Origin of the sequence: Novosphingobium aquimarinum (genome assembly GCF_009746585.1) — a bacterium.
In the GTDB taxonomy this organism is placed as follows: domain Bacteria; phylum Pseudomonadota; class Alphaproteobacteria; order Sphingomonadales; family Sphingomonadaceae; genus Novosphingobium; species Novosphingobium aquimarinum.
The window spans coordinates 74976-98012 of the sequence record NZ_WRPO01000013.1 but is presented as its reverse complement, the minus strand read 5'-3'; the positions used below and the strand labels follow the sequence as shown (position 1 = coordinate 98012).

At 59.3% G+C, this 23037-nt stretch carries 25 protein-coding genes and 1 pseudogene; 17 read left to right on the top strand and 9 right to left on the bottom strand.

What is annotated here, in order from left to right; translation table 11 throughout:
• Positions 1-137: 137 nt before the first annotated feature.
• The 4 genes from GQO94_RS13745 to ligK form a co-directional block, all read right to left on the bottom strand.
• A complete protein-coding gene (locus GQO94_RS13745) occupies positions 138-1355 on the bottom strand; it encodes an MFS transporter (RefSeq protein ID WP_017184813.1) in 1218 nt (405 codons plus the stop codon).
• A gap of 144 nt (positions 1356-1499) precedes the next feature.
• Complete coding sequence (locus GQO94_RS13740; protein WP_026002709.1) at positions 1500-2369, bottom strand: amidohydrolase family protein; 870 nt, start codon at positions 2367-2369, stop codon at positions 1500-1502.
• The gene (locus GQO94_RS13735) at positions 2366-3421 is read right to left on the bottom strand and encodes a 4-oxalomesaconate tautomerase (RefSeq protein WP_026002708.1); all 1056 of its coding nucleotides are present in this window, start codon (positions 3419-3421) and stop codon (positions 2366-2368) included. Before GQO94_RS13735 ends, GQO94_RS13740 begins: the two co-directional genes overlap by 4 nt.
• The gene (gene ligK / locus GQO94_RS13730; RefSeq protein ID WP_026002707.1) at positions 3414-4088 is read right to left on the bottom strand and encodes a 4-carboxy-4-hydroxy-2-oxoadipate aldolase/oxaloacetate decarboxylase; all 675 of its coding nucleotides are present in this window, start codon (positions 4086-4088) and stop codon (positions 3414-3416) included. The genes GQO94_RS13735 and ligK overlap by 8 nt, the downstream gene beginning before the upstream one ends.
• Positions 4089-4190: 102 nt before the next feature.
• Here ligK and GQO94_RS13725 point away from each other — a divergent pair, with 102 nt between their 5' ends.
• The 11 genes from GQO94_RS13725 to GQO94_RS13675 all read left to right on the top strand — a co-directional run bounded on the left by GQO94_RS13725 (position 4191) and on the right by GQO94_RS13675 (position 13564).
• A complete protein-coding gene (locus tag GQO94_RS13725; protein ID WP_017184809.1) occupies positions 4191-5360 on the top strand; it encodes a LysR substrate-binding domain-containing protein in 1170 nt (389 codons plus the stop codon).
• 64 nt (positions 5361-5424) lie between these two features.
• The gene (locus GQO94_RS13720) at positions 5425-6309 is read left to right on the top strand and encodes an NAD(P)-dependent oxidoreductase (protein ID WP_017184808.1); all 885 of its coding nucleotides are present in this window, start codon (positions 5425-5427) and stop codon (positions 6307-6309) included.
• Positions 6306-7328 (top strand): amidohydrolase family protein, encoded by a 1023-nt coding sequence (locus GQO94_RS13715; protein ID WP_017184807.1) that lies wholly within the window; start codon positions 6306-6308, stop codon positions 7326-7328. Before GQO94_RS13720 ends, GQO94_RS13715 begins: the two co-directional genes overlap by 4 nt.
• The gene (locus tag GQO94_RS13710; protein ID WP_017184806.1) at positions 7325-7621 is read left to right on the top strand and encodes a DUF2218 domain-containing protein; all 297 of its coding nucleotides are present in this window, start codon (positions 7325-7327) and stop codon (positions 7619-7621) included. The genes GQO94_RS13715 and GQO94_RS13710 overlap by 4 nt, the downstream gene beginning before the upstream one ends.
• Entirely contained in the window at positions 7618-8031 is a 414-nt protein-coding gene (gene ligA / locus GQO94_RS13705) for a protocatechuate 4,5-dioxygenase subunit alpha (protein WP_026002706.1), read from the top strand. The genes GQO94_RS13710 and ligA overlap by 4 nt, the downstream gene beginning before the upstream one ends.
• Positions 8031-8894, top strand: coding sequence for a class III extradiol dioxygenase subunit beta (locus GQO94_RS13700; protein ID WP_017184804.1), 864 nt, complete (start codon positions 8031-8033; stop codon positions 8892-8894). Before ligA ends, GQO94_RS13700 begins: the two co-directional genes overlap by 1 nt.
• A complete protein-coding gene (locus GQO94_RS13695) occupies positions 8894-9286 on the top strand; it encodes a hypothetical protein (protein ID WP_017184803.1) in 393 nt (130 codons plus the stop codon). Before GQO94_RS13700 ends, GQO94_RS13695 begins: the two co-directional genes overlap by 1 nt.
• A gap of 13 nt (positions 9287-9299) precedes the next feature.
• Positions 9300-10241, top strand: a complete 942-nt coding sequence (locus GQO94_RS13690) for a Gfo/Idh/MocA family oxidoreductase (RefSeq protein ID WP_017184802.1) — start codon at positions 9300-9302, stop codon at positions 10239-10241.
• A 35-nt stretch (positions 10242-10276) separates the two neighbouring features.
• Positions 10277-11293: an aldo/keto reductase gene (locus GQO94_RS13685; RefSeq protein WP_026002705.1), complete on the top strand. Its 1017-nt coding sequence runs from the start codon at positions 10277-10279 to the stop codon at positions 11291-11293.
• A gap of 9 nt (positions 11294-11302) precedes the next feature.
• On the top strand, positions 11303-11938 hold the full coding sequence (locus GQO94_RS13680) for a TetR/AcrR family transcriptional regulator (protein WP_081095131.1): 636 nt from the start codon (positions 11303-11305) through the stop codon (positions 11936-11938).
• Positions 11939-12112: 174 nt separating this feature from the next.
• A complete protein-coding gene (locus GQO94_RS13675) occupies positions 12113-13564 on the top strand; it encodes an NAD-dependent succinate-semialdehyde dehydrogenase (RefSeq protein ID WP_017184799.1) in 1452 nt (483 codons plus the stop codon).
• 214 nt (positions 13565-13778) lie between these two features.
• Here the strand turns inward: GQO94_RS13675 and GQO94_RS21405 are convergent.
• From GQO94_RS21405 to GQO94_RS13650, 5 genes and pseudogenes are all read right to left on the bottom strand, one after another.
• Positions 13779-13919 (bottom strand): annotated as a pseudogene (locus tag GQO94_RS21405) (transposase); the annotation flags it as partial.
• Positions 13920-14067: 148 nt separating this feature from the next.
• Positions 14068-15108, bottom strand: a complete 1041-nt coding sequence (moaA, locus tag GQO94_RS13665) for a GTP 3',8-cyclase MoaA (RefSeq protein WP_051034329.1) — start codon at positions 15106-15108, stop codon at positions 14068-14070.
• Between the two features lie 62 nt (positions 15109-15170).
• A complete protein-coding gene (locus tag GQO94_RS13660; RefSeq protein ID WP_017184796.1) occupies positions 15171-15653 on the bottom strand; it encodes a MarR family winged helix-turn-helix transcriptional regulator in 483 nt (160 codons plus the stop codon).
• 175 nt (positions 15654-15828) lie between these two features.
• Positions 15829-16821 (bottom strand): PhnD/SsuA/transferrin family substrate-binding protein, encoded by a 993-nt coding sequence (locus tag GQO94_RS13655; protein WP_017184795.1) that lies wholly within the window; start codon positions 16819-16821, stop codon positions 15829-15831.
• Positions 16822-16823: 2 nt separating this feature from the next.
• The gene (locus GQO94_RS13650; RefSeq protein WP_230461514.1) at positions 16824-18086 is read right to left on the bottom strand and encodes a Gfo/Idh/MocA family protein; all 1263 of its coding nucleotides are present in this window, start codon (positions 18084-18086) and stop codon (positions 16824-16826) included.
• Between the two features lie 57 nt (positions 18087-18143).
• Here GQO94_RS13650 and GQO94_RS13645 point away from each other — a divergent pair, with 57 nt between their 5' ends.
• From GQO94_RS13645 to GQO94_RS13620, 6 genes are all read left to right on the top strand, one after another.
• Positions 18144-19478: a Rieske 2Fe-2S domain-containing protein gene (locus GQO94_RS13645; RefSeq protein WP_017184793.1), complete on the top strand. Its 1335-nt coding sequence runs from the start codon at positions 18144-18146 to the stop codon at positions 19476-19478.
• Positions 19478-20341 (top strand): carboxylating nicotinate-nucleotide diphosphorylase, encoded by an 864-nt coding sequence (gene nadC / locus GQO94_RS13640; protein WP_017184792.1) that lies wholly within the window; start codon positions 19478-19480, stop codon positions 20339-20341. Before GQO94_RS13645 ends, nadC begins: the two co-directional genes overlap by 1 nt.
• Before the next feature lie 80 nt (positions 20342-20421).
• A complete protein-coding gene (locus tag GQO94_RS13635) occupies positions 20422-20736 on the top strand; it encodes a 2Fe-2S iron-sulfur cluster-binding protein (RefSeq protein ID WP_037478039.1) in 315 nt (104 codons plus the stop codon).
• Positions 20737-20842: 106 nt separating this feature from the next.
• Positions 20843-22075 (top strand): NAD(P)/FAD-dependent oxidoreductase, encoded by a 1233-nt coding sequence (locus GQO94_RS13630; protein WP_017184790.1) that lies wholly within the window; start codon positions 20843-20845, stop codon positions 22073-22075.
• A gap of 235 nt (positions 22076-22310) precedes the next feature.
• The gene (locus GQO94_RS13625) at positions 22311-22595 is read left to right on the top strand and encodes a hypothetical protein (RefSeq protein WP_230461513.1); all 285 of its coding nucleotides are present in this window, start codon (positions 22311-22313) and stop codon (positions 22593-22595) included.
• 10 nt (positions 22596-22605) lie between these two features.
• Positions 22606-23004: an SGNH/GDSL hydrolase family protein gene (locus tag GQO94_RS13620; RefSeq protein ID WP_225900034.1), complete on the top strand. Its 399-nt coding sequence runs from the start codon at positions 22606-22608 to the stop codon at positions 23002-23004.
• Positions 23005-23037: the final 33 nt, after the last annotated feature.

Genomic DNA, 23037 nt, shown 5'->3' with positions numbered 1-23037 from the left:
TCATGCGCCCAGCGGTTGGATAGGTTCGTATAGGGGTGCGCTACCCTTTCCGATCATACTCCCGTCCCATTCCCGCACAGCCATCTCCAATCCTCCCCACCATTTCCGCGACTGGCGGTTCATGTGTTCAGATGGCGTTAGTGGATATTTGCACCATCGTCGATCATGCCGCCCGTCGGCTGGATGGTAAGGAGTGTTATCAAAGCAAAGATGACGCAGGCCAGGCCGAGAAGGGCAAAGTACCACCAGATACCATTGGCCAGTAAAGAGAAGTAAATTGCGGGTACGAAGAACGCGGCGGCAGAGCCGCTCTGGACGACAACACCGTTAGCCAGGCCAACAATAGCGGTGTTCTTGAGAACGCGTGGAATCATGATCATGACCACCGCCACCATCGTACCAGGCGTGGCGAAACCCCAGACCATCAAGCTCACAATCGTTAAGGTTACGCTCGATTGAGGCAGGAAAAGAGAGATGCTCGCCATACAGGCTAAGACGGATATGGTTGCGGCAACGAGCTTGAACGAGTGACCGCGGGAGAGAAGAAAGCCGGTCAATATCCCTCCGCAGATACTGGCGATATTCGAGATCGCTACGGCAGCAGATCCCATGGATACGGAAACACCAAGAGTCTTGGCCATGTATTGAGGCATGACGATATTGACGCCAAAACCAGCGATGGTGAGTATCGCGAATGCGGCCGCCAACCGGAGTACGCCCGATTCTCCGATCACCGCCCGCAAGGCGTCGTCGTTGCCAGCGGTTCCGCGGGACGTCTGTCCAGGCACCGGGAGCAAGCCGACGGAAAGGGCAAGGCCGGCTGCCGCCGCACCATGAATGACGAATGGCAGACGCCAGTGTTCGGTTGCGGAGAATGGAGCGGCAAGGAGCAGACCGGCGCTTATGCCTGCGGCGAAATAGGTCGACCAGAGCGCCATGGCCCCGGTTTGCCGTTTTCCCGATGTAGTCATGATGAGGAGCGAAGGAGCGGCAGCGGTGATCGCTACAAAGCCGATACCTTCGATCAGACGTGCCGCTTCGATCAGGCCCAAGCTGTCGCTTATGTAGCAAATGGCGTTTGCGATCACGATGAGCACACATGCGCCAGCGAGCATGGGCCGAGCACCGTACCTATCGACTGCTGACCCGCCCAGGGTTGAGCCGAGTGTGGGAGCAATGAACAGGAGACCGATAATCCAGCCGATCTCCTGCGGAGAAGAGCCGAGCGCCTTGCCCATATCCGCTGCGATCGGCGCCATCTTGCCGGCGGACGCTATGGCAAGCAGACCGTAACAATAGACAAGAAAGATTGAGCCCCAGCCTGCGCTTTCGGCTTTCGATGTCGTGACGGTCATAAGGTATCCCCCTCTATGCCCGCCCTCCGTCTGCGTGAACTCAACTGCGGAACCGCCGCAGCCTGGTTCAGACTGGTTGGCGGCTATCGATCTCCATGCCAATGAAGCGCATGCCCCCGTTTCGACGGTGACAGCATCCATGCTTTAATCATGCCAGTAGAGTCTGGCCGGGTTGTCCACGAGCAGGCGATGTTGCAACTCAGGCGTCGGTGCGATGCGGGGGATCATATCGACCAGCGCGCCATCGTCCGAAATTGCATCTTGCATGTTCGGGTGCGGCCAGTCGGTGCCCCACAGGACGCGATCCGGATAGTCTTCGACAAGGGGGCGCACGGCCTGTGCGAAAGCATCCCATGGCGGGCCGCTGCCATCGAGGCGGTCGGGACAGGTCACCTTGGTCCAGATATCGTCGCGGCTGTCGAGGAGTGCCCGGAAGACACGCATATCCGGTCCATCCGGTCCTTGCGTGACATCGGGCCGCCCCATATGGTCGACGACGATCAGCGTAGGGATGGCGTCGAGGAACGAACGGAGTTCTTCCAGGATATCCGCCTCGAAATAGACGACGACATGCCAGCCGAGGCCCTGGATGCGACGGGCGACCTCAAGGAATTTGTCCTTGGGCGCATCGTCGACCAACCGTTTCAGGAAGTTGAACCGCACGCCGCGAATGCCGCCTTGGTGCAGGTTTTCAAGTTCGGCATCGCTGATGGCTGGATCGACAACCGCTACCCCGCGCGCGCGTCCATCGGATTTTGCGATTGCATCCAGCGTCGCACTGTTGTCCGTGCCGTGGCAACTGGCCTGCACGATGACGTTGCGGGAGAAACCGAGCCTGTCGCGCAACGCGAACAACATGTCCGGCCCGGCATCTTCGGGAAGATATTTGGCCTTCGCGCTGAAGGGGAACTGCGCCATCGGTCCGAAGACATGGCAGTGCGCATCGACCGCGCCGGCGGGTGGTACAAACCGCGGGCGTGAGGGATCGGCGTGCCAGCTTACGATACGACTCATGCGAAAATCTCTCCATCCATAAGCTTGCGCGCGGTACGCAAGATGGCGGCGCTGGTGACCTGGCCGTCTGCATCCGTCTCCATGACGCAGCTCATCTCGCCGGTAGGATGCTCCACCGACAGGGTCTTGCGGGCACCGCCTGGGATTGACGCGACCTGCGCGGCGGGCGATCCCTCGATCAAGCAGGCGGTGGCGACGCTGACCGCGCCGAGAACACCGATCGAGGCATGTGCGCGGTGGGGGATGAAGCTGCGTACCGTGACGGCGCCTCCGTCGCGCGGTGGTGCAACCAGCATCATCTTGGGTACGGATTTCTCGCGCACGTCGCCGAGGTTCATTCGTTCGCCGACGGCAAGGCGGATCGCCTCGATCCGTGCCTTGAGATCGCTGGCGCCGTCCAGCTCGTCACGACTCTCGTAGCCGGCCGCACCGACGTCTTCGGCCTTCATCACGACGCAGGGCATGCCGTTGTCGATCAACGTGACCGGCACGCCGTTCACGATGTCACAGGCATTTCCGGTAGGCAGCAGCGCGCCGCAGGATGAGCCTGCCGTTTCGCGGAACTCTAGCGGGATCGGAGCCGCCGTGCCCGGTACGCCGTCGATCCTTGCCGCCCCGTCATAGCGCACGCGCCCTGACGGTGTTTCGATTGTCGCCACGGCAATCTGGCCGGTGTTCATCATGTAGATGGTGACACGCGTCTCGCTGTCCTGTGCCGGCACCAATCCGCGTTCGATCGCGAACGGACCGACGCCGGCCAGGATATTGCCGCAATTTTGTGCATCGGTAACGATAGGCTTGTCGACGAATACCTGAAGAAACAGATAGTCGACATCGATGCCGGGACGCTCGGATTTCGAGATCACGGCCACCTTGCTTGTCAAGGGATCCGACCCGCCCATCCCGTCGATCTGGCGGGGATCGGGCGATCCCATCGCGCGGAGCAGGAAGGCGTCGCGTGCCGCGATATCGGCAGGGAGGTCATCTTTGAGGAAATAGCCCCCTTTGGATGTGCCGCCACGCATCCACATGACGCGGGTGGGGTCAGACATATTTCAGGCCCATTTCGGCGAGGCGGCCACGCATATCGTAAATGTCGAGGCCGAGTTCCCCGGCAGCGAGCCGTTGACGCTTCGTTTCCTCATTGGCTTCGCGTGCCTGGGCCTTTGCCAACACGTCGGCGGCGCGTTCGCGCTCGACCACACAGACCCCATCGTCATCTGCAATGATCACGTCACCGGGACGGATCACGGCGTCTGCGCAAACGACGGGGACATTGACCGATCCCAGCGTCGCCTTCACCGTACCCTGTGCGAAGATGGCCTTCGACCAGACAGGAAAGCCCATGGCCGTCAGATCGCGCACGTCACGTACCCCCGCATCGATTACCAGCCCCCGGCAACCCCGTGCCATCGCCGAGGTGGCGAGAAGGTCTCCGAAATAGCCGTCTTCGCAAGGCGAGGTGGGGGCGAGCACGAGAATGTCGCCGGGCTGCAGCTGCTCGATGGCGACATGCACCATCCAGTTGTCCCCGGGAGGCGCGGAGATGGTGACCGCCGAGCCCGCGATACGGGCGCCTGCATAGATCGGGCGCATGCGGGAGGCGAGCAGCCCTGTGCGGCCTTGCGCTTCATGGACCGTCGCAACGCCGCAAGAGGCGAGGGCGTCGATTACCGGCGCTTCCGCTCGCTCGATAGATTGGACGACTAAACCCGACACAACGCTCTCCTTGGCAACGATAACTGGGAGAATGCGCGCCGTTCCGTCCTTGCAGCAAATCCGTTCTTTGCCCGATGAATAAGAATTTGCTAATCGTGCAGCATGGAACGGCTGGACGTGAATCTGCGGCATCTGCGCGCCTTTCTGGCGATCATGGAAAGTGGAAGCGTGACGGCAGCCGCGCGTGAGGTTCACCTTACCCAGCCTGCAGTGACGCAGGGAATCGCCAAGCTGGAGTTGCGGTTCGGGGTGCCGCTTTTCGAACGGCAGCCGCGCCGCATGATCCCCACGGATGAGGCACGAATCCTGGCGCCGCGCGCTACCGCGATCATTCGGCTTCTGGGGCAAACGCGCGCGACGGCGGCGCAGGTTTCCGCTTTTCTCGGCTTATCGCGAGCGGGAAGTTATGCAAATGCTGCGACGGCCATGGGTCTGAGCGAAGCATCGCTGCATCGGGCGGTGAGCGACCTTTCGCTCGCTTTGGGACAGGATCTTGTGAGGCGGCGCGGCAAGGGTGTTGTCCTGACGGCGCGCGGCTTGGCGATGGCGCGCAATTTCCGGCTCGCGCTTGCCGAGCTTCGATCGGCGGATATTGAGCTGGCCGCATTGCGAGGCCACGAAAGAGGGCGCATCACGATCGGAGCGATGCCGCTTTCGCGTGCGCGCCTGTTACCGAGCGCCGTCGCAGCGTTTCATCGCGCGAAGCCGGATATCGATATCGTCATCATGGAGGGCTCCTATGCCGAGCTGACGGGGCCGCTGCGTGACGGCGATATCGATATGATGGTCGGTGCGGCGAGGACAAATATATCGGCAGATATGGCACAGAGAGAACTTTTCGACGATCCGCTCATCATTCTTGCCGGCGCGCACCACCCGCTGGCGCAGGCCCGCCGGCCCCCGACGATTGCGGCGCTCGCGCGGTATCCATGGATCGTGGCCGCGGCTGGTACGCCGTTAAGGGCGCATTGGCAGTCGATGTTCGAGGAGGTCGGCGTTACGCCACCACGCGTGCCGATGGAATGCGGCTCAGTCATGATCGTCCGGCAAATTCTTGTCGAAAGCGATTTCCTCACTCTGCTGTCGCCCGATCAGGTCAGTGTGGAACTGGAGGCGGGGTGGCTCGTGAGAATTGCAGGCCCGGTGCGTCCGATGTCGCGCACCATCGGTTTGACCGTCCGATCGGATTGGCGGCCTACGCCGGCACAGGCTGCTCTGATCGAGGTTATCGAGGAACAGGCCGCAGTGCTGCGCGACGAACACACTTCGTAATTTCTAATGCATTAGGTGCCAATCCGATTGGCGGTGCGTGGACGGTTGCCGCTAATCTCGGCAAATGGATCAGATTGCTGTCGCTTTGATTGGTTTCGGAGAAGCGGGCCGCAGCTTTGCGGAAGCAGGGTCCTGGTCGACTTCGGCGCGTGTCTTCGACGTTTTGACCGATGATCCGGCCAGCGCCGACCGCAAGCGTCGTGAGTATCTGGCAGCTGGCGTTGCGGGAAGCGACACGCTTGCCGATGCGGTGAGCCGCTCGCCGCTGGTGCTTTCGCTGGTGACGGCAGATCAAGCCGTCGTGGCCGCGCGCGCCGCCGCCTCGCTGGTCGCTCCTGCTGCGATGTTCTGTGACATGAACAGCGTGGCGCCTGAAACCAAGCGCATCGCCGCACAAACGATTGAAGCTGCCGGCGGGTGGTATGTGGACGTGGCGGTCATGGCGCCGGTCAATCCCGCCAAGCTCTCCGTACCGCTGTTGCTGAGCGGCGTCAGAGGGAGCGACGCGGCGGCGGCACTGGAGCGGTTGGGTTTCACGAATATCCGGGTAGTGGGCGACAAGGTCGGTCAGGCCTCGGCGATCAAGATGATCCGTTCGGTGATGGTGAAAGGTATCGAAGCCCTCACCGCAGAATGCGTGCTCGCGGCGGAAAGGGCAGGGGTCACGGCTGAAGTGCTCGGCTCGCTCGGCCCCGAATGGGATGCCAAGGCGGACTATAATCTCGACCGGATGATGGTTCATGGCCTGCGCCGCGCCGCCGAGATGGAAGAAGTTGCGCTCACGCTCGAAGGGTTGGGGGCAGCAAGCGGGATGACTCGCGAGGCTGTCGCGCTGCATCGCCGTCTGGGTCGATTGGGGGTCACACCTCCGCCGGAAGGGCTTTCCGCGAAAATCGAGAAAATCACCGATCTGGAATCCAAACTAGTGGGGAGGGTTGACGCCGCATGAGTCTGATTATCGACTGCCATGGTCATTATACCGTGCTGCCCAAGGGGCACGATGCCTGGCGAGAGGAGCAGAAGGCGGCTTTCAAAGCGGGCGTGCCTGCGCCGGCCTATCCGGAGATTTCCGACGATGAAATCCGTGACACCATCGAATCCAACCAGCTTCGCCTGATCAAAGAGCGTGGCGCCGACCTCACGATCTTCTCTCCCCGGGCGTCTGCGATGGCCCCGCATGTCGGTGATGCCGGTGTCGCGAAGGAATGGGCGATCCGCTGCAACGACCTGATCTCGCGCGTGGTCGGCCTTTATCCGGAAACTTTCGTTGGCGTGTGCATGCTGCCGCAATCGCCCGCAGCCGACATGGTGAACAGCATCGCGGAACTGGAACGCTGCGTCGATATGGGATTTATCGGGTGCAATCTGAACCCCGACCCGGGCGGCGGCCATTTCCAGCATCCGCCGCTGACAGACCGTTACTGGTATCCCTTTTACGAGAAGATGGTGGAGCTGGACGTTCCGGCGATGATCCACGTGTCGGGCAGCTGCAATCCCGCGATGCATGCCACGGGCGGATACTACATCGCGGCCGACACGATCGCCTTCATGCAGTTGCTCGAGGGAGATCTGTTCAAGGATTTCCCCACCTTGCGCTTCATCATCCCGCATGGCGGCGGTGCCGTCCCCTATCATTGGGGGCGTTACCGGGGCCTGGCCGACATGCTGAAGAAGCCGGCCCTCGATGCGCATCTGATGAACAACATCTTCTTCGACACCTGCGTCTATCACCAGCCAGGCGTCGACCTGTTGGCCGATGTGATCGACAACAAGAATATCCTGTTCGGTTCGGAAATGGTCGGTGCGGTGCGCGGCATCGATCCTACCACCGGCCATTATTTCGACGATACCAAGCGTTATGTGGACGCGCTCGTGATCAGCGACGCGGAGCGTCATGCGATCTTCGAAGGGAACGCCCGCCGGGTTTTTCCGCGGCTCGATTCCCGATTGAAGGAGAGAGGGCTGTGAGCTTCGTTTCGAAAGCCTTCGTTTCGACTGCTTCCGGTGACAAATATGTCCAGCAGCTCATCAAGCATTGGAGCCACCGGTTCGAGACGTCCTATGCCGATGGAGAAGGCCTAGTCCCCTTTTCTGACGTGGCTTCAGCGAGCTTTACCAGCGATCCGGAGGGTATCCGTATCGTCCTGCGCACATCAGGCGCGGAAGAGGCTGAAACCCTGCGGGGGGTAATCGAGAGCCATCTCGACAGGTTCGCCTTTCGGGAAGCCCCTTTGTCTTATACCTGGGAGGATGGGCGGTGACTGGTCGAACAAGGGATATTCACGCCTATTTGGCCGAGTTCGACGATATCCCCGGCACGCGGGTCTATACGGCAAAACGTGCCCGGCAGGGCTATTGGATGAACCAGTTCGCGATGAGCCTGATGAAAGCCGAAAACCGTGAGCGCTGGAAAGCCGATGAGCGTGCCTATATCGATGAATGGCCGATGACCGAGGATCAGAAGCAGGCCGTTCTGGATCGGGACTATAATCGCTGCCTCGATCTCGGCGGCAATATCTATTTTCTGGCCAAGGTCTTCTCGACGGATGGGCTCAGCTTCCTACAGGCCGTCGGCACGATGACCGGCATGAGCCCCCAGGACTATCAGGCGATGATGATTGCCGGCGGCCGCTCGCCTGAAGGCGTCCGCTCGATTCGGGAGAAAAGGTGATGGCCCGCATTTCCGCCGGCGTCGCGACAAGCCATATTCCCGCGATCGGCGCCACGATCGACAACGGCAAGACGGGCGAGCCTTATTGGGCGCCGGTATTTGCCGGCTATGACTGGTCGAAGCAATGGATCGCCGAAGAAAAGCCCGACGTAGTCATCATTGTCTACAATGACCATGCGTCGGCTTTCGACATGCGGATAATCCCCACTTTCGCGATCGGCTGCGCCGATCGCTACGGTATTTGTGATGAAGGCTGGGGACCGCGGCCGGTGCCGGAGGTGATCGGGCATGCAGACCTTGCTTGGCACATTGCGCAAAGCCTGATCCTGGACGAGTTCGACATGACCATCATCAACGAGATGGACGTCGACCACGGCTTGACCGTTCCGCTCAGTCTCATGTTCGGTCAGCCCGAGGCCTGGCCGGTAAAGGTCATTCCGATTGCCGTGAATGTGGTCACATATCCGCCGCCATCGGGCAACCGGTGCTGGCAATTGGGCGAGGCGATCGCGCGGGCAGTGGCGAGCTTCCCCGAAGATCTCAACGTGCAGGTCTGGGGTACGGGTGGTATGAGCCACCAGTTGCAGGGGCCTCGAGCGGGCCTGATCAATGCGGAATGGGACAACCGCTTCCTCGATTTGATGAGCACAAATGACGGGGAGACGCTTCGTACCATTCCCCATATCGAATATCTGCGCGAGACGGGCTCCGAAGGCATCGAAATGGTGATGTGGCTCATCATGCGCGGGGCGCTGGGCCGCATGGTCAAGCCATTGCATCGGCACTATCACGTCCCGGCGTCCAATACCGCGGTCGGACATCTCATATTGAGGCCGGCTGAGAGTTCGTCATCGGAGGTCTAGTGGACTTCGAAGACCTCAAGGCCAGAGTGATCGAACTGCGTGAGACGCAACAATCGATCGCCTCGGTTGTCCAGGACCAACCGCCTGACTGGCGGAAGGAAGTGGTTCGTTTGAGGCTCGAATTGTCGCGCAAGCTGGGCTTTGTCAGCAATTCTACGAATGACTGGCAAGCGCACGCGAGTGCTTCGGCTGCCTGGTCGCGGTTTCGCAAAAACCTGTCGGTCTTGCGCGCCGCGCTGGCTGAGCATCAAGCTCGCTGGCCGGCGGTGGCGCTAGACGAGAGAGCGACTGATTTTCAGGCGTCTACTCGACGCATACGCAAGGCCTTTGATGACCTCGAGCAGGGGCTCGCTGAACTGCAACTGGCTGCTTCGCGAAGCAACCCAACATAAGGAAATGTCACATATGCGGATTGCACTGGCTGGTGCGGGCGCCTTTGGCGAGAAGCACCTGGATGGCCTCAAGAACATCGATGGCGTGACCGTCACTTCGCTGGTCGGCCGCGAGCTGGAGCCGACCCGGGCGATAGCCGAGAAATACGGTGTCGGCCACGTCACTACAGAACTCGATGAAACGCTTGCCCGCGACGACGTCGATGCGGTCATTCTATGCACGCCTACGCAGATGCACGCTAAGCAAGCTATTGCCTGCATGGAGGCAGGCAAGCATGTCGAGGTAGAGATTCCGCTGGCGGACAGCTGGGCAGACGCGCAAGCGGTCCTGGCCAAGCAGAAGGAAACGGGTCTGGTCTGCATGGTGGGCCACACCCGTCGGTTCAATCCGTCGCACCAATATGTGCACAACAAGATCCGGGCCGGAGAACTGAACGTCCAGCAGATGGACGTCCAGACCTATTTTTTTCGCCGCAAGAACATCAACGCGAAGGGTGAGCCGCGTAGCTGGACGGACCATCTGCTGTGGCATCATGCCGCGCATACGGTGGACCTTTTCGCCTATCAGGCCGGAAAGATCGTCGAGGCACATGCGCTGCAGGGGCCAATCCATGCGGAACTTGGGATCGCGATGGATATGTCGATCCAATTGAAGAGCGAAACCGGCGCTATCTGCACCCTTTCGCTGTCGTTCAATAATGACGGACCGCTCGGCACTTATTTCCGGTATATCTGCGATAACGGCACCTACATCGCGCGCTACGACGACCTGGTGAACGGCAAGGAGGAGCCGATCGACGTTTCCCAGGTGGATGTGTCGATGAACGGCATCGAGTTACAGGATCGTGAGTTCGTCGCGGCCATCCGCGAGGGTCGCGAGCCCAATTCCTCAGTCGCCGGCGTATTCGATTGCTATCGCGTGCTTGGCGAACTGGAAGCGCAGCTTGTCCGCTGATCCCTTCGCGCTACCACAGGCAGGAAGAGCATAGTATGACCGCGACCCTTCCAAAGCGCGCTTTAGGCCCGTTTTCCGTGTCAGCAATTGGTCTTGGCTGCATGAACCTTTCGCATGGGTATCAGCCGCGTCCCGAGGCTGAAGCAGCTGAACGGCTACTGTTACATGCGTTGGATAGAGGCGTCACGTTCTTCGATACGGCTGCTCTCTACGGGTTCGGAGCAAATGAGACGCTGATCGGGCGTGCCTTGGGACATCGCCGCAAGGATTTCGTCCTTGCCAGCAAATGCGCGCTTGGCGAGATCAATGGAAAACGCGGTCTCGACGGTTCGGCGGCGGCGATCACGCAGACATTGGATGAAGCATTGATACGATTGAGGACCGATGTCATCGACCTCTACTATCTTCACCGCCTCGATCCGAAGGTACCGATGGAAGAGTCGGTCGGCGCCCTGTCGCGGGCAGTGGAGGCAGGAAAAATTCGCACGATCGGTTTGTCGGAAGTATCGGCAGAAACGATCCGCGCGGTACATGCGATCCATCCGGTGACAGCTGTCCAGACCGAATATTCGCCCTGGACGCGCAATGTGGAACTTGCCGTACTCGATTGCTGCGAGGAGCTCGGGATTGGCTTTATCGCCTTCTCGCCTCTGGCTCGCGGCTTGTTGGCGGGAAGTGTGGGTACGGCAGGTTTCCAGCAAGGCGACCTGAGAGCCGCGATGCCGCGGTTCCAGGAACCTCATTTGACGCGGAACCTCGGGCTTTATGATCAGATGGCTGGGTTGGCCCGGGCTGCAGATTGCACTCCGGCGCAGCTCTGCCTCGCCTGGCTGCTTTCAAAGCGCGACTTCGTCGTTCCGATCCCCGGGACCACGAACATTGATCATCTCGATGAAATTCTGGATACCCTGTCGTTGACCATCTCCGAGGTCGTGTTTGACCAAGTGGACGCCCTTTTCGCTTTTGGCGCCGTTTCGGGACCTCGTTATTCAAAGGAAGCCCAATCGCAAATTGGTACCGAGATTTGGGAGGGTGAGCCGCTTGCCAGCTAGACTGTTCAGGTGAAACGGGTCGTTCGGGACCGGCGACGCAGGGTCGCGGCCGCAGTTCGCCGGCCGGCCGGTGCCCCGCCCGGTCCGAGGAAGGCTCAGCTTCGGCGCGTCGAAATTCTGGAAGCGGCGAGGCGATTGTTTGTTGAGCGAGGCTATGACGCGACGACGATGGATGACGTTTGCGTTGAAACTGGCCTCGCTAAGGGCACACTTTACCATTATTTTTCAAGTAAGACCGAATTGCGTGCGGCACTTCGGGACAACTTCTGCAACATGATATTGAACCGTGTCAAAAGCAGGATCAGTCTTTGCGAATCCGACGATTTTTTCACGCGGATCGATCTTCTGGTCGAGACGGCGGTGGAAAGTTATCTGGACACGCCCGAGTTGCGGGATGTGATCTTCTTCAGTGGGGATACGCCGCTCAGATCCGTGGCCGTGAACGACGGGCTTGTGGGCTATATCAGCGATCTGCTTTCACAAGGAACGCTGGAGGGCGCATGGTGTGTGGATGATCCCCACGCGCTATCAACGCTGATCTATTATAGCATCCATGCGATCGCAGACGATGCCTTGATGAGCGGTGCGCGACGCCCTCGAAGCGCGGTGCGTGTCTCGAAACTGGTCGCTATCACGCCGGACTAACGCTTCTCATCTGGTTTCGCGCAATCAAGATTCCGCGAGTATCGTCGGGCGTTTACATGCATCAGCTATCAGAATGGATGGCTTCTCATCAAATGAGAGTGTCCATACCGCGAAGGCATCCATCGGCCGGATTTGTTAGGGAATGCCAAACTGGATTTCAGGGAAATAGCAAACGTGAATCTTAGCCTTGCGGAGCCAAAACTGCTCCGGGCGCAAGCTTTTGTCGATGGCGCATGGATCGACGGCGAAGCGCGAATCGACGTCTTGAATCCGGCAGACAGCTCCTTGGTCGGCTCGGTCCCGGATCTCGGGTATCGCGAGGCCGAAGGTGCCGTCGACGCGGCCTATCGTGCCTTGACCGATTGGCGAAAAGCTACAGGCAAGCAGCGGGCCGCGATTTTGCGGCGCTGGTATGATCTGGTGCTCGTCCATACGGATGATCTGGCGCGCCTTCTGACGGCCGAGCAAGGCAAACCGTTGCACGAGGCCAAGGCCGAGGTGGTGTATGCGGCATCGTTCATCGAATGGTTCGCGGAGGAGGCGAAGCGTGTGAACGGAGATGTCTTAGCACCTCATGCGGCCGACCACCGTCTCCTGGTGCGACGCGAACCCGTGGGTGTGGTAGGCGCTGTAACACCCTGGAATTTTCCGCTCGCCATGATCACCCGAAAGGCAGCGCCAGCTCTGGCTGCCGGCTGTACCATGGTGCTGAAGCCGTCGGAATTGACGCCGCTTTCAGCGCTCGCTTTGGCGTGGCTGGCCGACCAGGCCGGAGTGCCGGCGGGAGTTTTCAATATCGTGACCGGTCAGCCCGCGCCGATCGGCGATGTGCTGACGGCTGACAAGCGCGTTCGCAAGTTCACCTTCACTGGTTCGACAGGCGTTGGCAAGATGCTCGCCGCCCGTTGTATGAGCACCGTGAAGAAGGTTTCCCTCGAATTGGGTGGAAACGCGCCGTTCATTGTCTTTGATGATGCGAAACTCGACGATGCGGTTGAAGGCGCAATAGCATCAAAGTTCCGGAATTCAGGTCAGACCTGCGTCTGCACAAATCGCATTCTGGTCCAATCCGGCGTTTATGAAGCCTTTTCCCGGCAGCTGGCGGCACGTGTTCGCGCGCTTGCCGTCGGGCCGGGTCTTTCGACCGGCGCGGATCAGGGGCCATTGATCGATGAACGTGCCGTTGCAAAGGTCGAAAGCCATATCGAAGACGGCGTCAAACATGGTGCCAGGATATTGACCGGAGGGCGACGAGTGCCCGGGGCAGGCCATTTCTTCGAGCCGACCGTTCTCGTAGATGTTTCGCCGGATGCTCTCCTATGTCGGGAGGAAACCTTTGGCCCCCTTGCCGGCCTCGTCCGTTTCCAGACAGAGGATGAGGCGATCAATTTGGCGAATGCCACGGACAGCGGCTTGGCGGCTTATGTATACACGCAATCCCTTGAGCGCAGTTGGAAGGTGAGTGAGGCTCTTGAATATGGGATGGTTGGGCTCAACACCGGCCTGATTTCGACGGAGGTCGCGCCTTTCGGTGGGGTGAAGGAATCCGGTCTCGGGCGGGAAGGATCACGATATGGGATCGATGAGTATCTCAATTTGAAATTCGTCTGTCATCAGATCGGTTAGGACGCATCCGATTCCAAGCGTTTCTTTAGAACTGGATTGTCAAAGAGAAACGGCAAAAAACGAACGCGCTGGCTGTTGATGACAGGCCGTTACTACGGTAGCTGAATCGACCGCGCGATTAAGCTCGTGCGACAGTCGAACAACGTAGTGCGTACGAGCTTATCATGGCGAAGAAGACCGACATTATCAACGAATATGAAGCAGCGGCTGTCGCCTTACGCCACCTATATAGCGTCTGTTCGGCAATCCCGATCTGACGACAGGCCTCGTCGGTGGTCCCGCCTCGCCCGACAATCACATCAACCTCACGCAGCTTCGCGATGATCTGTTCCGGCGTAAATCGCTGACGTCCCATATATTTCTCCATTCCTTTCGCCCGCTCGGGCTCTCTTCAGAAATGGACCAATTTTCTCAAGGCAGACCAATTTTATGAAAATCAATCGACCAGCCGCGCAAAAAGTAACGGCCATACTGCGTCGGCGAACAAAAGATCATGGAGGCGCTCAACCGCCAGTGACGTTCATATGGCGTTCGACAGCCGGCTGTGATCGCGCAATGTCGAACTCGTGGCGGAGTGGCTTGGCGGTCATTACGGCATCCAGCGCCGCGTCGATCGCATCCCGGCCACCAACACGCATCGCATCGCGCAGTTCGATGCGCTGGTCGCGGCCGAGACAACCAAAAATGGTGCCAGTAGCCGATATGCGGATGCGGTTGCAGCCGGCGCAGAAATTGTCGGTGAGGGGCGTAATGAAGCCTATCCGCCGACTGGTTTCGGCAACGTCATAATAGCGCGCCGGTCCGCCGGTTCGGTGGAGCGACGGAATCAGGACATATTCGCGCGCCAGCCGACGTTTCACGAGGTCGAGGGGCAGATAATGATTGGTCCGGTCTTCTTCCACCGCACCCAACGGCATCGTCTCGATCAGCGAGAGATCGAATCCCCGTTCGCCGCACCAGCCAACCATTGTTCCGATTTCATCTTCGTTGAGCGCCTTGAGCGCAACCATGTTGATCTTCACGGCGAGGCCCGCGTCTTGCGCGGCGGCGATCCCGGCCAACACCTGGTCCAGGTCGCCGCGCCGGGTGATCGCCCGGAAGCGCTCGTGGTCGAGGCTGTCGAGGCTGATGTTGAGTCTGCGAATGCCATATCGATGGAGGTCGCGCGCGACTGTGGCGAGCTGGGTAGCGTTGGTTGTCATCGTCAGCTCATCAAGGCCGTTGCCGATGTGTTGGCCGATCGCCTCCACCAACCCGACGATGCCGCGACGGACCAGAGGCTCGCCACCGGTCAGGCGGATGCGTCGCACACCTCGCGCGATCAGGGCATCGGCCAGTTCCGCCAGTTCCTCCAGGGTGAGGAGGTCCTGGCGCGGCAGGAACTCCATGCGCTCGGCCATGCAATAACGGCAGCGCAGGTCGCACCGATCGGTGACGGACAGGCGGACATAAGTGATCGTTCGGCCGAAACGGTCGGTCAGGCTGCGCCAAGGCTTCCCTCTATCGGGAGTTGGAGTGGCCGTGAGGCCTTCCCGTTCAGCCATGGCGCACACGTCCCTCCCTGTTCATGGCCTGTTGCCCCTGATCCAGGGATGATGTGGAGGAGTCATCCTTCGTCAGCAGGCTTCGCAGGCAGCCTATCAAATTCGGCAGCGAGATTGGCTGATATGCGCTCGAGGACCGATCGACAGATTTCAACTTCGCGCGGCTCGATGCCAGCAACAGCGACCTTGTTGATGTCGATCGCGTATTGCATCAGCTCCTTTTCGAGCGCACGGCCATGATCTGTAAGAGTAATCCGCAATTTTCGACGATCATCCTTGTCCTTGGCGCGTTGCACCAGCCCTTGCCGAAGCATGGCGTTTATCATGGCGACCGTCGTATTTTCGGTGACGTTAGTCATGTCGCTCAGATATTTTTGGGTCACCCCGTCCCTGAGCCATAGGACACGAAGATAGTACCAGAAACCGGTTTTGAGTTCGTGCTTGGCCAAATAGGCACTCAAGAGCCGATCGAACCGTCGGTGGCAGCGCCGAACCTGATAGCCCAAACTCAGTTCCGGATCGAGTTTGGGGGCGTGCTTCGACATCTGTTCACTCCTGACGGGTTCAACCGATCCTCCACTCGCACAGACGCCGCACGAACGCATCGCAAAACCGTACCCGGCACCCGAAACCCATATTCCTATGATGGTCCTCGGGATATTAAACGTGTCCCGAGGACCATCATGTGAGCAGTAGACTGGCCTCGTGCAGGATGGTTTCTTAGATGCGGAACTCGGCGAAAGTCTCGGGCGCGAACATCTCTTCTATGGTGAGCTGGCGGGGCGACAGGCCCTGCTCGTGATGGTAACGCGTGAATGTCTCGATGACGTGGCGGTTCTTTTCGATGCCATAGGGCCACCATTCCCTGCCCATCGTAGCAATAGTGTCCTCCACTGCGGCGATCTGCCATGGCAACATCGTTTTCAGCGATGCCGACACCAACAATTGTTCATAGCTCAACCGCTGGGCTTCTACGAATGCCTTGTAAAGCGCCTGAGCAATCCATCGATTCTTCTCATACACGTCTCGCCGGATGGCCACGACATGCATGATCGGGAAGATTCCTGTCTTCGCGAAATAGGCTTTTTCAACGTCCACAAAATTGGGGAAGAGGCGCCGAACCTTGCCCGGCTCCGAATAGAAGGTCGACGGCGCCCGCGCAGTATGCAGCGCATCGATCTCTCCATCCGCCAGCATGCGCTTCAAGGTCTGGGTGGGTCCGATCGGCTCGACCTTGAACTTGTCGGGTAGATTGAGCTTCAGCTTCTCCTCGCGCCCCGGCTCCTCTTCACCACCCGTGACGTAGGTGACCGACGCAGGATCAATGCCATACTCGTCCTGCAGGATGCCGCGGATCCAGACCGGAGCCGTCATCTGATATTCAGGCACGCCGATCCGCTTGCCGACGAGATCCTCGGGCTTTTCGATGCCGCTTTTGGCGGAGACGAAAATGCAGGAGTGGCGGAAGAAGCGCGAAGGAAAGACGGGAATGGCGATGAAGCCAGGATTCTCGCGGCCCAGGGTCACGCAATAGGACGACATCGACAGTTCAGCGACATCGAATTCTCGATTGCGCAGCATGCGGAAGAAGGTTTCCTCGACATCCAGAACCTGAAAGTTGAGGTCGATGCCGTCGGGCCGGACCGCGCCCGTCTGGAGGGCTTCGGTGCGGTCATAGCCCCAACAGGCGAGGGAAAGGCTCAGTCTGGTCATTGTCACGGTTTCTCCGATAGAGTGTCGAGAAGTTGGTTGGGCGCTACGTCCGTATTGCGTCGGCTCGATTCGAGGAGCGCGACGCAACAGGCCATGGTATCAAGTCCCCAGCGCCCGTCATGGATCGGGCGGCGAATGCCTAGGCAACCGCCGACAAACTCGTCGATGACTTCCTTGCGCGGCAGGGCAGGGGGCTCGATCGGCTGGAAATCGCGTTCGGTGTCCCCATAAATTGAGAGCCCCTTGGGCGACAGTTTCAGGTCCGCGCGGTCGCAGCTGACGATGATGAAACCGAAATGCTCATGATGCGGCGCTGGCGTGTCGGCAGCGACAGCCGGGACGCCGTATGTGCGCTTCAGTTTGGCTTCGATTTCATCCTGCGATGATAGCGTCGCAAGCCTCTTACGCGCCTCGCCGTAGCGATCCGGGTCCTTGTCATAGCCAAGCTCCGCTATCCACCCCACCAGTTCGTCGCTGTCATAATGCGCATATCCGCTATAGGTCAGCGACGCTGCAGCACCGGCTTCAAATGTCACCAGCGCCGTATAGGCGCCTTCGCTCGGGCGGCTGCTATCCCAGTTGGCGGCGACGGCGCGAACAGATGAAACGGGCTGCCCGACAAGGCGGCGCACGACATCGATCTGGTGCGCCGCTTGGCTGTAGACGACGCCGCCGCCACGGGCGCTATCCAGTTCTTCCGGACGCCTGGGCCGGAACATGAAATCGGTGAAGTTGAGCGCCGTGACCATCCGCACGGCACCGAACCTGCCTGAGGCAACCAATTGCGCGGCAGCCTGTACGGGTGCATCGAAGCCGTGGCTGGGTCCGACCACGAGCACCTTGCCGGCATCGGCGGCGGCGCGCTCTATACGCGCGCAATCTGCAAGCGTTGTCGCCATCGGCTTTTCGACCAGCACATGCTTTCCAGCCCGCAGAGCGGCGATGGCCTGCTCGGCATGCAACTCATGCGGGGTGGCTATATAAACCGCATCGATAACCGGCGAATACAAGAGCGCGTCGAGCGTATCGAACGCCGGCGCGCCGAATTCGTCCGCGAAGCGTTCCCGAGCTTCGCGGCGCAGGTCGAAAGCCCCGGCAAGCGCTACGCGAGAATCGGCCTTCAGCGCGGGCAGAGTGAGCATGAAACCCCGGCCGAGCCCAATGATTCCTAGTCGCAACGCATTTGCCATTCTTTGCCTGCCGCTCCCTTCAACCCGAAAATCAGGCTTGAAAAAGCCATTACTACGATATAGAAGTAATTTCAAGGGCGCATCCTGAGGGTGATTCGTCTTCGTGCCAAGCCAAAATGAGGAGGGTAGCTAATGACTCCGGAACAAAATGATCTGCTTTGCCGTGTGGAGGGCGAGGCCCCAATGGGGAAGCTGATGCGGCAGCACTGGTTGCCCGCCTGCATGATCGAGGACGTCGCCGAGCCAGACGGCACGCCGTTGCGTGTTCGCTTGCTGGGTGAGAACATGGTCGTGTTCCGCAATACGGAGGGGCGCATCGGTGCGCTCGACGAGCTGTGCCCGCACCGGCGCGCTTCCCTTGCCTTCGGTCGCAACGAGGAATGCGGCCTGCGTTGCCTTTATCATGGCTGGAAATTCGATGTGGACGGCAATGCCGTCGACATGTCTTCCGAGCCGGTCGATGCAAAGCTACGCGGCACGATGAAGACCAAGGCATATCCGGTGGTAGAATCTGCTGGTTTCGTCTGGGTGTGGATGGGTGACCCGGAAAATGTCATCCCTTTCAGCCCGCCGAACTGGTCGGCCGCGCCGGCTGAGAAGATCAGCATCGTGAAAATGCATGGCGGCTGCAACTGGGCGCAGGTTCTCGAAGGGTCGATCGATTCGGCGCACAGTTCGAGCCTGCATTCATCGAACATGCCGACGGCCACCGAAGTAAGCGGCTCGACGGCTACGGACACCGCGTGGCTTCGCCCGTCGGCCGACAAGGCGCCCAAGATTGAAGTGCAGAAAACGCCGTTCGGCTTTCGTTATGCTGCTATCCGCAAGCCGATCATCGATGCGGACAAGCAGGACTATGTACGCATGACTCTGTTCCAGGCTCCGTTCACGGTGCACATCCCGTCCAACGACCAATATCATCTGTCACAGATGCTGGTTCCGATCGACGATGTGAACACCATGTTCTATTGGATCGCCTGGCATCCGACGAAGGGCATCAGTCAGGATGCCTGGCGCAAGTTCTGCGGGGCGGAGATTGGCAAGGACGTCGAGCCCGTTACCTTCAAAAAGCGGCGCAACGCCGAAAACAACTATCTGCAGGACCGGGCCCTGATGAAAGCCGGCGACTTTACCGGCATCTACGGCATTCCCTGTCAGGACATGGCGATGTGGGAATCGATGGGGCCGATCGCCGACCGCAGCGAGGATCTGCTCGGCTCGAGCGACAAGGCGATCTTCACCTTCCGCACCCAGATGTATCGCGCCGCCCAGGCTGTTCAGAAAGGCGAGCCGGCACTGGGTGCTGTAGAACCGCGCGTGCCACTGGCGAAGCTCATGTCGTTCGAGGGCATGGTCCCCAAGGGCGATGACTGGCGGCTGATCAACGTCTCCGAGGAGGAGAGGCGCTTGACCGGCGTCTTCGCCGACAAGGAAGAAGTTGAAGATCTGGCGGACGCGGTTTCCTGATGCGTGAGTCGGATTTGATCGCGGGCCTGGATCAGCAACAACTCGACAACTTCGTCGATTATGTTCTGAGTGAGGATCTGGGGAGCGGAGACGTCACGAGCCGTGTGTCAGTCCCCGCCAGCGCGCGCTTTTCCGCCGTTCTGGCTGCCCGGCAACCGATAGTGGTTGCCGGGCTCCAGCTGGCAGCCGCGTTTTTCGGTAAGCTCGACCCCGAGGTCGCTATCGAATTCCTGGTGCAGGATGGGGACAATGTTGCCGCTGGGCAGCCCCTCATGCGAATTGCGGGAAGCGCGCAGCTCATGCTCGCGGCCGAGAGGTCCGCTCTCAATACGCTCCAGCACCTGACCGGCATCGCGACGGTGACGCGATCTTATGCCGAAGCGATCGCCGGTACGGATTGCGTCCTTCTCGATACGCGCAAGACAATTCCCGGTCTTCGGGCGATCGAGAAATATGCCGCCAAGGTGGGCGGGGCGCGGAATCATCGCATGCGTCTGGATGACGGTATCCTGATCAAGGACAACCACATCGCCGCCGCTGGCAGCATTGTCGAAGCGGTCAAGGCTGCGAAAGCCGCCAATACCGGGCTGGAAGTCCAGGTCGAGGTTGACGGGATCGAACAAATCGAGCCTGCGCTGATGGCGGGGGCGGATCGTCTGCTTTGCGACAACATGTCTCCTGCCAAGCTCAAAGAGGCCGTCGCCCTTGTCGGCGGCCGCGTCCCCATCGAAGCGTCAGGCGGCGTGCGGCTCGATACGATTAGGGAAATCGCGTCGACTGGCGTCGATTTTGTATCAGTCGGGCGCATCACCCAAAGTGCTCCCGCGGCCGATATCGGATTGGACTACGCGCTTTCCCCATGAGCCTTGCGCGCCAAGGCGGCGTGGAGGTTTTTCAGTCGATAGCAGACTGCCAAAAAGCATATTTGGAAATTAGAGGACTAATGGAGATTACCGTTACAACGCGCACTGGCGAGCGCGTGACCGTCACACCGAATGGCGCAACCACGTTACTGGAAGCGATCCGCGACGCAGGCATCGACGAGTTGCTTGCATTGTGCGGAGGGTGTTGCTCCTGCGCAACCTGCCATATCCAGGTCGATGAAGCGTTTCTCGATCGCTTGCCACCCATGAGTACGGATGAGGACGATCTTCTGGACTCGTCCGAGCACCGTTGCTCAAGATCTCGGTTATCCTGTCAGTTGACTATCTCTGATGCTCTGGACGGACTTTGCATCACGATTGCGCCGGAAGATTGAGGGCACTTGAGTTCGCAAAGAGAGCTCAATCAGGCTCTTGCCGTTAACCGACGGCGTGACAAGCAAAGCACGGCTTATGTAATCCTGTAAGGAAGCTATCTATCCCATGAGCGAGCGGTACGATGTTCTTATTGTTGGGGCCGGGCATGGGGGAGCTCAAGCCGCGCTCGCGCTGCGCCAGCATAAATATGCGGGAAGTGTGGCACTGCTGGGAGATGAGCCAGATCCGCCATATGAACGCCCGCCGCTCTCCAAGGAATATTTCTCAGGCGAAAAGAGCTTCGAAAGAATTCTCATTCGACCTCAGGCAATCTGGGCCGAGCGCGATATCGAGTTGCAGCTCCTGCGACGGGTTGTGGCCGTCGATCCGGCGGAGCAAAATGTTGTGCTCTCCGACGGAAGCCGCATTGGCTATGGCAAGCTGATCTGGGCAACTGGCGGTGCGCCTCGTCGCTTGAGCTGTTCGGGAAGCGATCTCATGGGTGTCCACAACGTCCGCACTCGTGCTGACGCTGACCGCATGCTGGCCGAGACGCCGAAAGTGCAGAATGTCGTGGTGATCGGTGGCGGGTATATCGGCCTCGAGGCGGCTGCGGTACTCGCCAAGCTCGGCAAGCAAGTGACGGTGCTGGAAGCGATGGATCGTGTGCTGGCAAGGGTCGCTGGTGAACCGCTTTCTCGTTTTTATGAGGCTGAACATCGGGCGCATGGCGTTGAGATCCATTTGAACGCCAAAATGGATTGCCTGATTGGACATGATGGATGGGTAACGGGTGTCCGGATGTCTGACGGCTCGGTCTTACCCGCAGACATGGTTGTCGTCGGCATCGGGATCGTTCCGGCCGTAGAGCCATTGATCGCGGCGGGTGCGGCAAGCGGGAACGGGGTAGAAGTCGATGAATTCTGTCAGACTTCGTTGCCGAACATTTACGCGATCGGCGATTGCGCGATCCATGCCAACCCCTTTGCTGGCGGTCAGCGGATCCGGTTGGAGTCAGTTCAGAACGCCAATGACCAGGCCATAACGGCCGCCAGGCATATTGCTGGTGACGCCGCGCCGTACCACGCCGTTCCCTGGTTCTGGTCGAACCAATATGATCTCAAGCTCCAGACTATCGGGCTTAGCTTGGGATACGATGAAGTCGTCGTGCGGGGCCAGAGCGCAGCGCGCAGCTTCACGCTCGTATATCTTAGCAAGGGTAAGGTGCTGGCCCTTGACTGCGTCAACTCTGTGAAGGACTATGTTCAGGGTAAGGCACTCGTTATCACGCAGGCCACTCCTGATAAATCTGTACTTGCAAACCCTGAGATTCCTATCAAGTCACTTTTGGTGAGTTGATAGAACTGTTGTTATAATAACAATTCTGATAAATTTCTGAGTATATACAAAATTAACTGAAACTTTCTCTTTACACATGTGAAGGTTTTTCTTGTATTTTCTAGAATCAGTTTGGCAGTACATAGACATAGTTGATATGTATTTTTGATTTCGGGTGGCCGGAATTGCATGTTTTGCGACGAAAAGGCAGGTCGTGCCTGCCCGTACTGATTTGCCGCTTACGATGGATAGCATCATGCACGCCTCCGTCCTTATCATCCTGCATGAGGGTCATAAGATGCTCCAGGTCCACGCAAGCGAGGCGGCTTCCTGGAAGGCACTCCTGGGTTTTGTAGAGCAGCAATGGCAGGCCCGCTTCGGTTCGCTTTTGCCACCTCTGGACGAAACGAAGCGGATTGAGGCGTTTTTCAAGGATGAGGGGGATTACCTGATCGGCAAGGTGGACGTATCGGAAATCCGGCAACAAATCGAAGACCAAGACAGCAACGTTCCCGATGCCGGGGAGCAGGTCCGTATTTGAGTGCCTCATATTGGGCGACAGCATCGGGCTGGGGACCGCACGCGCCATCAACGCGAAATATGCCCCCCAGTGCGATGTGCTAGCGGCCGAGCGTGTGCATGCACATCAGATACTTGGATGGCGTTTCCCAACGAAGAAGTACGGCGCATGCGTCTTTTCGGTCGGATCCAACGACGATGCAAGGTCTGATCTCGCCGCCAGGCTGACGAGTATCCGTATCCGGACCATCTGCCATCGGGTCATTTGGCTTCTTCCTTACAGTCGTCAACATGCCTACATTGTGAACTCGGTCGCTGCGACCTATGCTGATGAGACGATCGATCTGCTGCGCTTTCCGACGCGGGATCGGATACACCCGACGCGCTACGACCTCGTAGCGCGGGTACTACTGCGGTCGGACCCGGACTGACGCGCACGCATCTTCTGCATCGCGTTGCAACGC

Bases quoted from the DNA above. Each gene is read 5' to 3' on its own strand.
- GQO94_RS13745 (WP_017184813.1), bottom strand. From the start codon at position 1,355: ATGACCGTCACGACATCGAAAGCCGAAAGCGCAGGCTGGGGCTCAATC.
- GQO94_RS13740 (WP_026002709.1), bottom strand. From the start codon at position 2,369: ATGAGTCGTATCGTAAGCTGGCACGCCGATCCCTCACGCCCGCGGTTT.
- GQO94_RS13735 (WP_026002708.1), bottom strand. From the start codon at position 3,421: ATGTCTGACCCCACCCGCGTCATGTGGATGCGTGGCGGCACATCCAAA.
- GQO94_RS13725 (WP_017184809.1), top strand. From the start codon at position 4,191: ATGGAACGGCTGGACGTGAATCTGCGGCATCTGCGCGCCTTTCTGGCG.
- GQO94_RS13720 (WP_017184808.1), top strand. From the start codon at position 5,425: ATGGATCAGATTGCTGTCGCTTTGATTGGTTTCGGAGAAGCGGGCCGC.
- GQO94_RS13715 (WP_017184807.1), top strand. From the start codon at position 6,306: ATGAGTCTGATTATCGACTGCCATGGTCATTATACCGTGCTGCCCAAG.
- GQO94_RS13700 (WP_017184804.1), top strand. From the start codon at position 8,031: ATGGCCCGCATTTCCGCCGGCGTCGCGACAAGCCATATTCCCGCGATC.
- GQO94_RS13690 (WP_017184802.1), top strand. From the start codon at position 9,300: ATGCGGATTGCACTGGCTGGTGCGGGCGCCTTTGGCGAGAAGCACCTG.
- GQO94_RS13685 (WP_026002705.1), top strand. From the start codon at position 10,277: ATGACCGCGACCCTTCCAAAGCGCGCTTTAGGCCCGTTTTCCGTGTCA.
- moaA (WP_051034329.1), bottom strand. From the start codon at position 15,108: ATGGCTGAACGGGAAGGCCTCACGGCCACTCCAACTCCCGATAGAGGG.
- GQO94_RS13660 (WP_017184796.1), bottom strand. From the start codon at position 15,653: ATGTCGAAGCACGCCCCCAAACTCGATCCGGAACTGAGTTTGGGCTAT.
- GQO94_RS13655 (WP_017184795.1), bottom strand. From the start codon at position 16,821: ATGACCAGACTGAGCCTTTCCCTCGCCTGTTGGGGCTATGACCGCACC.
- GQO94_RS13645 (WP_017184793.1), top strand. From the start codon at position 18,144: ATGACTCCGGAACAAAATGATCTGCTTTGCCGTGTGGAGGGCGAGGCC.
- nadC (WP_017184792.1), top strand. From the start codon at position 19,478: ATGCGTGAGTCGGATTTGATCGCGGGCCTGGATCAGCAACAACTCGAC.
- GQO94_RS13635 (WP_037478039.1), top strand. From the start codon at position 20,422: ATGGAGATTACCGTTACAACGCGCACTGGCGAGCGCGTGACCGTCACA.
- GQO94_RS13630 (WP_017184790.1), top strand. From the start codon at position 20,843: ATGAGCGAGCGGTACGATGTTCTTATTGTTGGGGCCGGGCATGGGGGA.
- GQO94_RS13625 (WP_230461513.1), top strand. From the start codon at position 22,311: ATGCACGCCTCCGTCCTTATCATCCTGCATGAGGGTCATAAGATGCTC.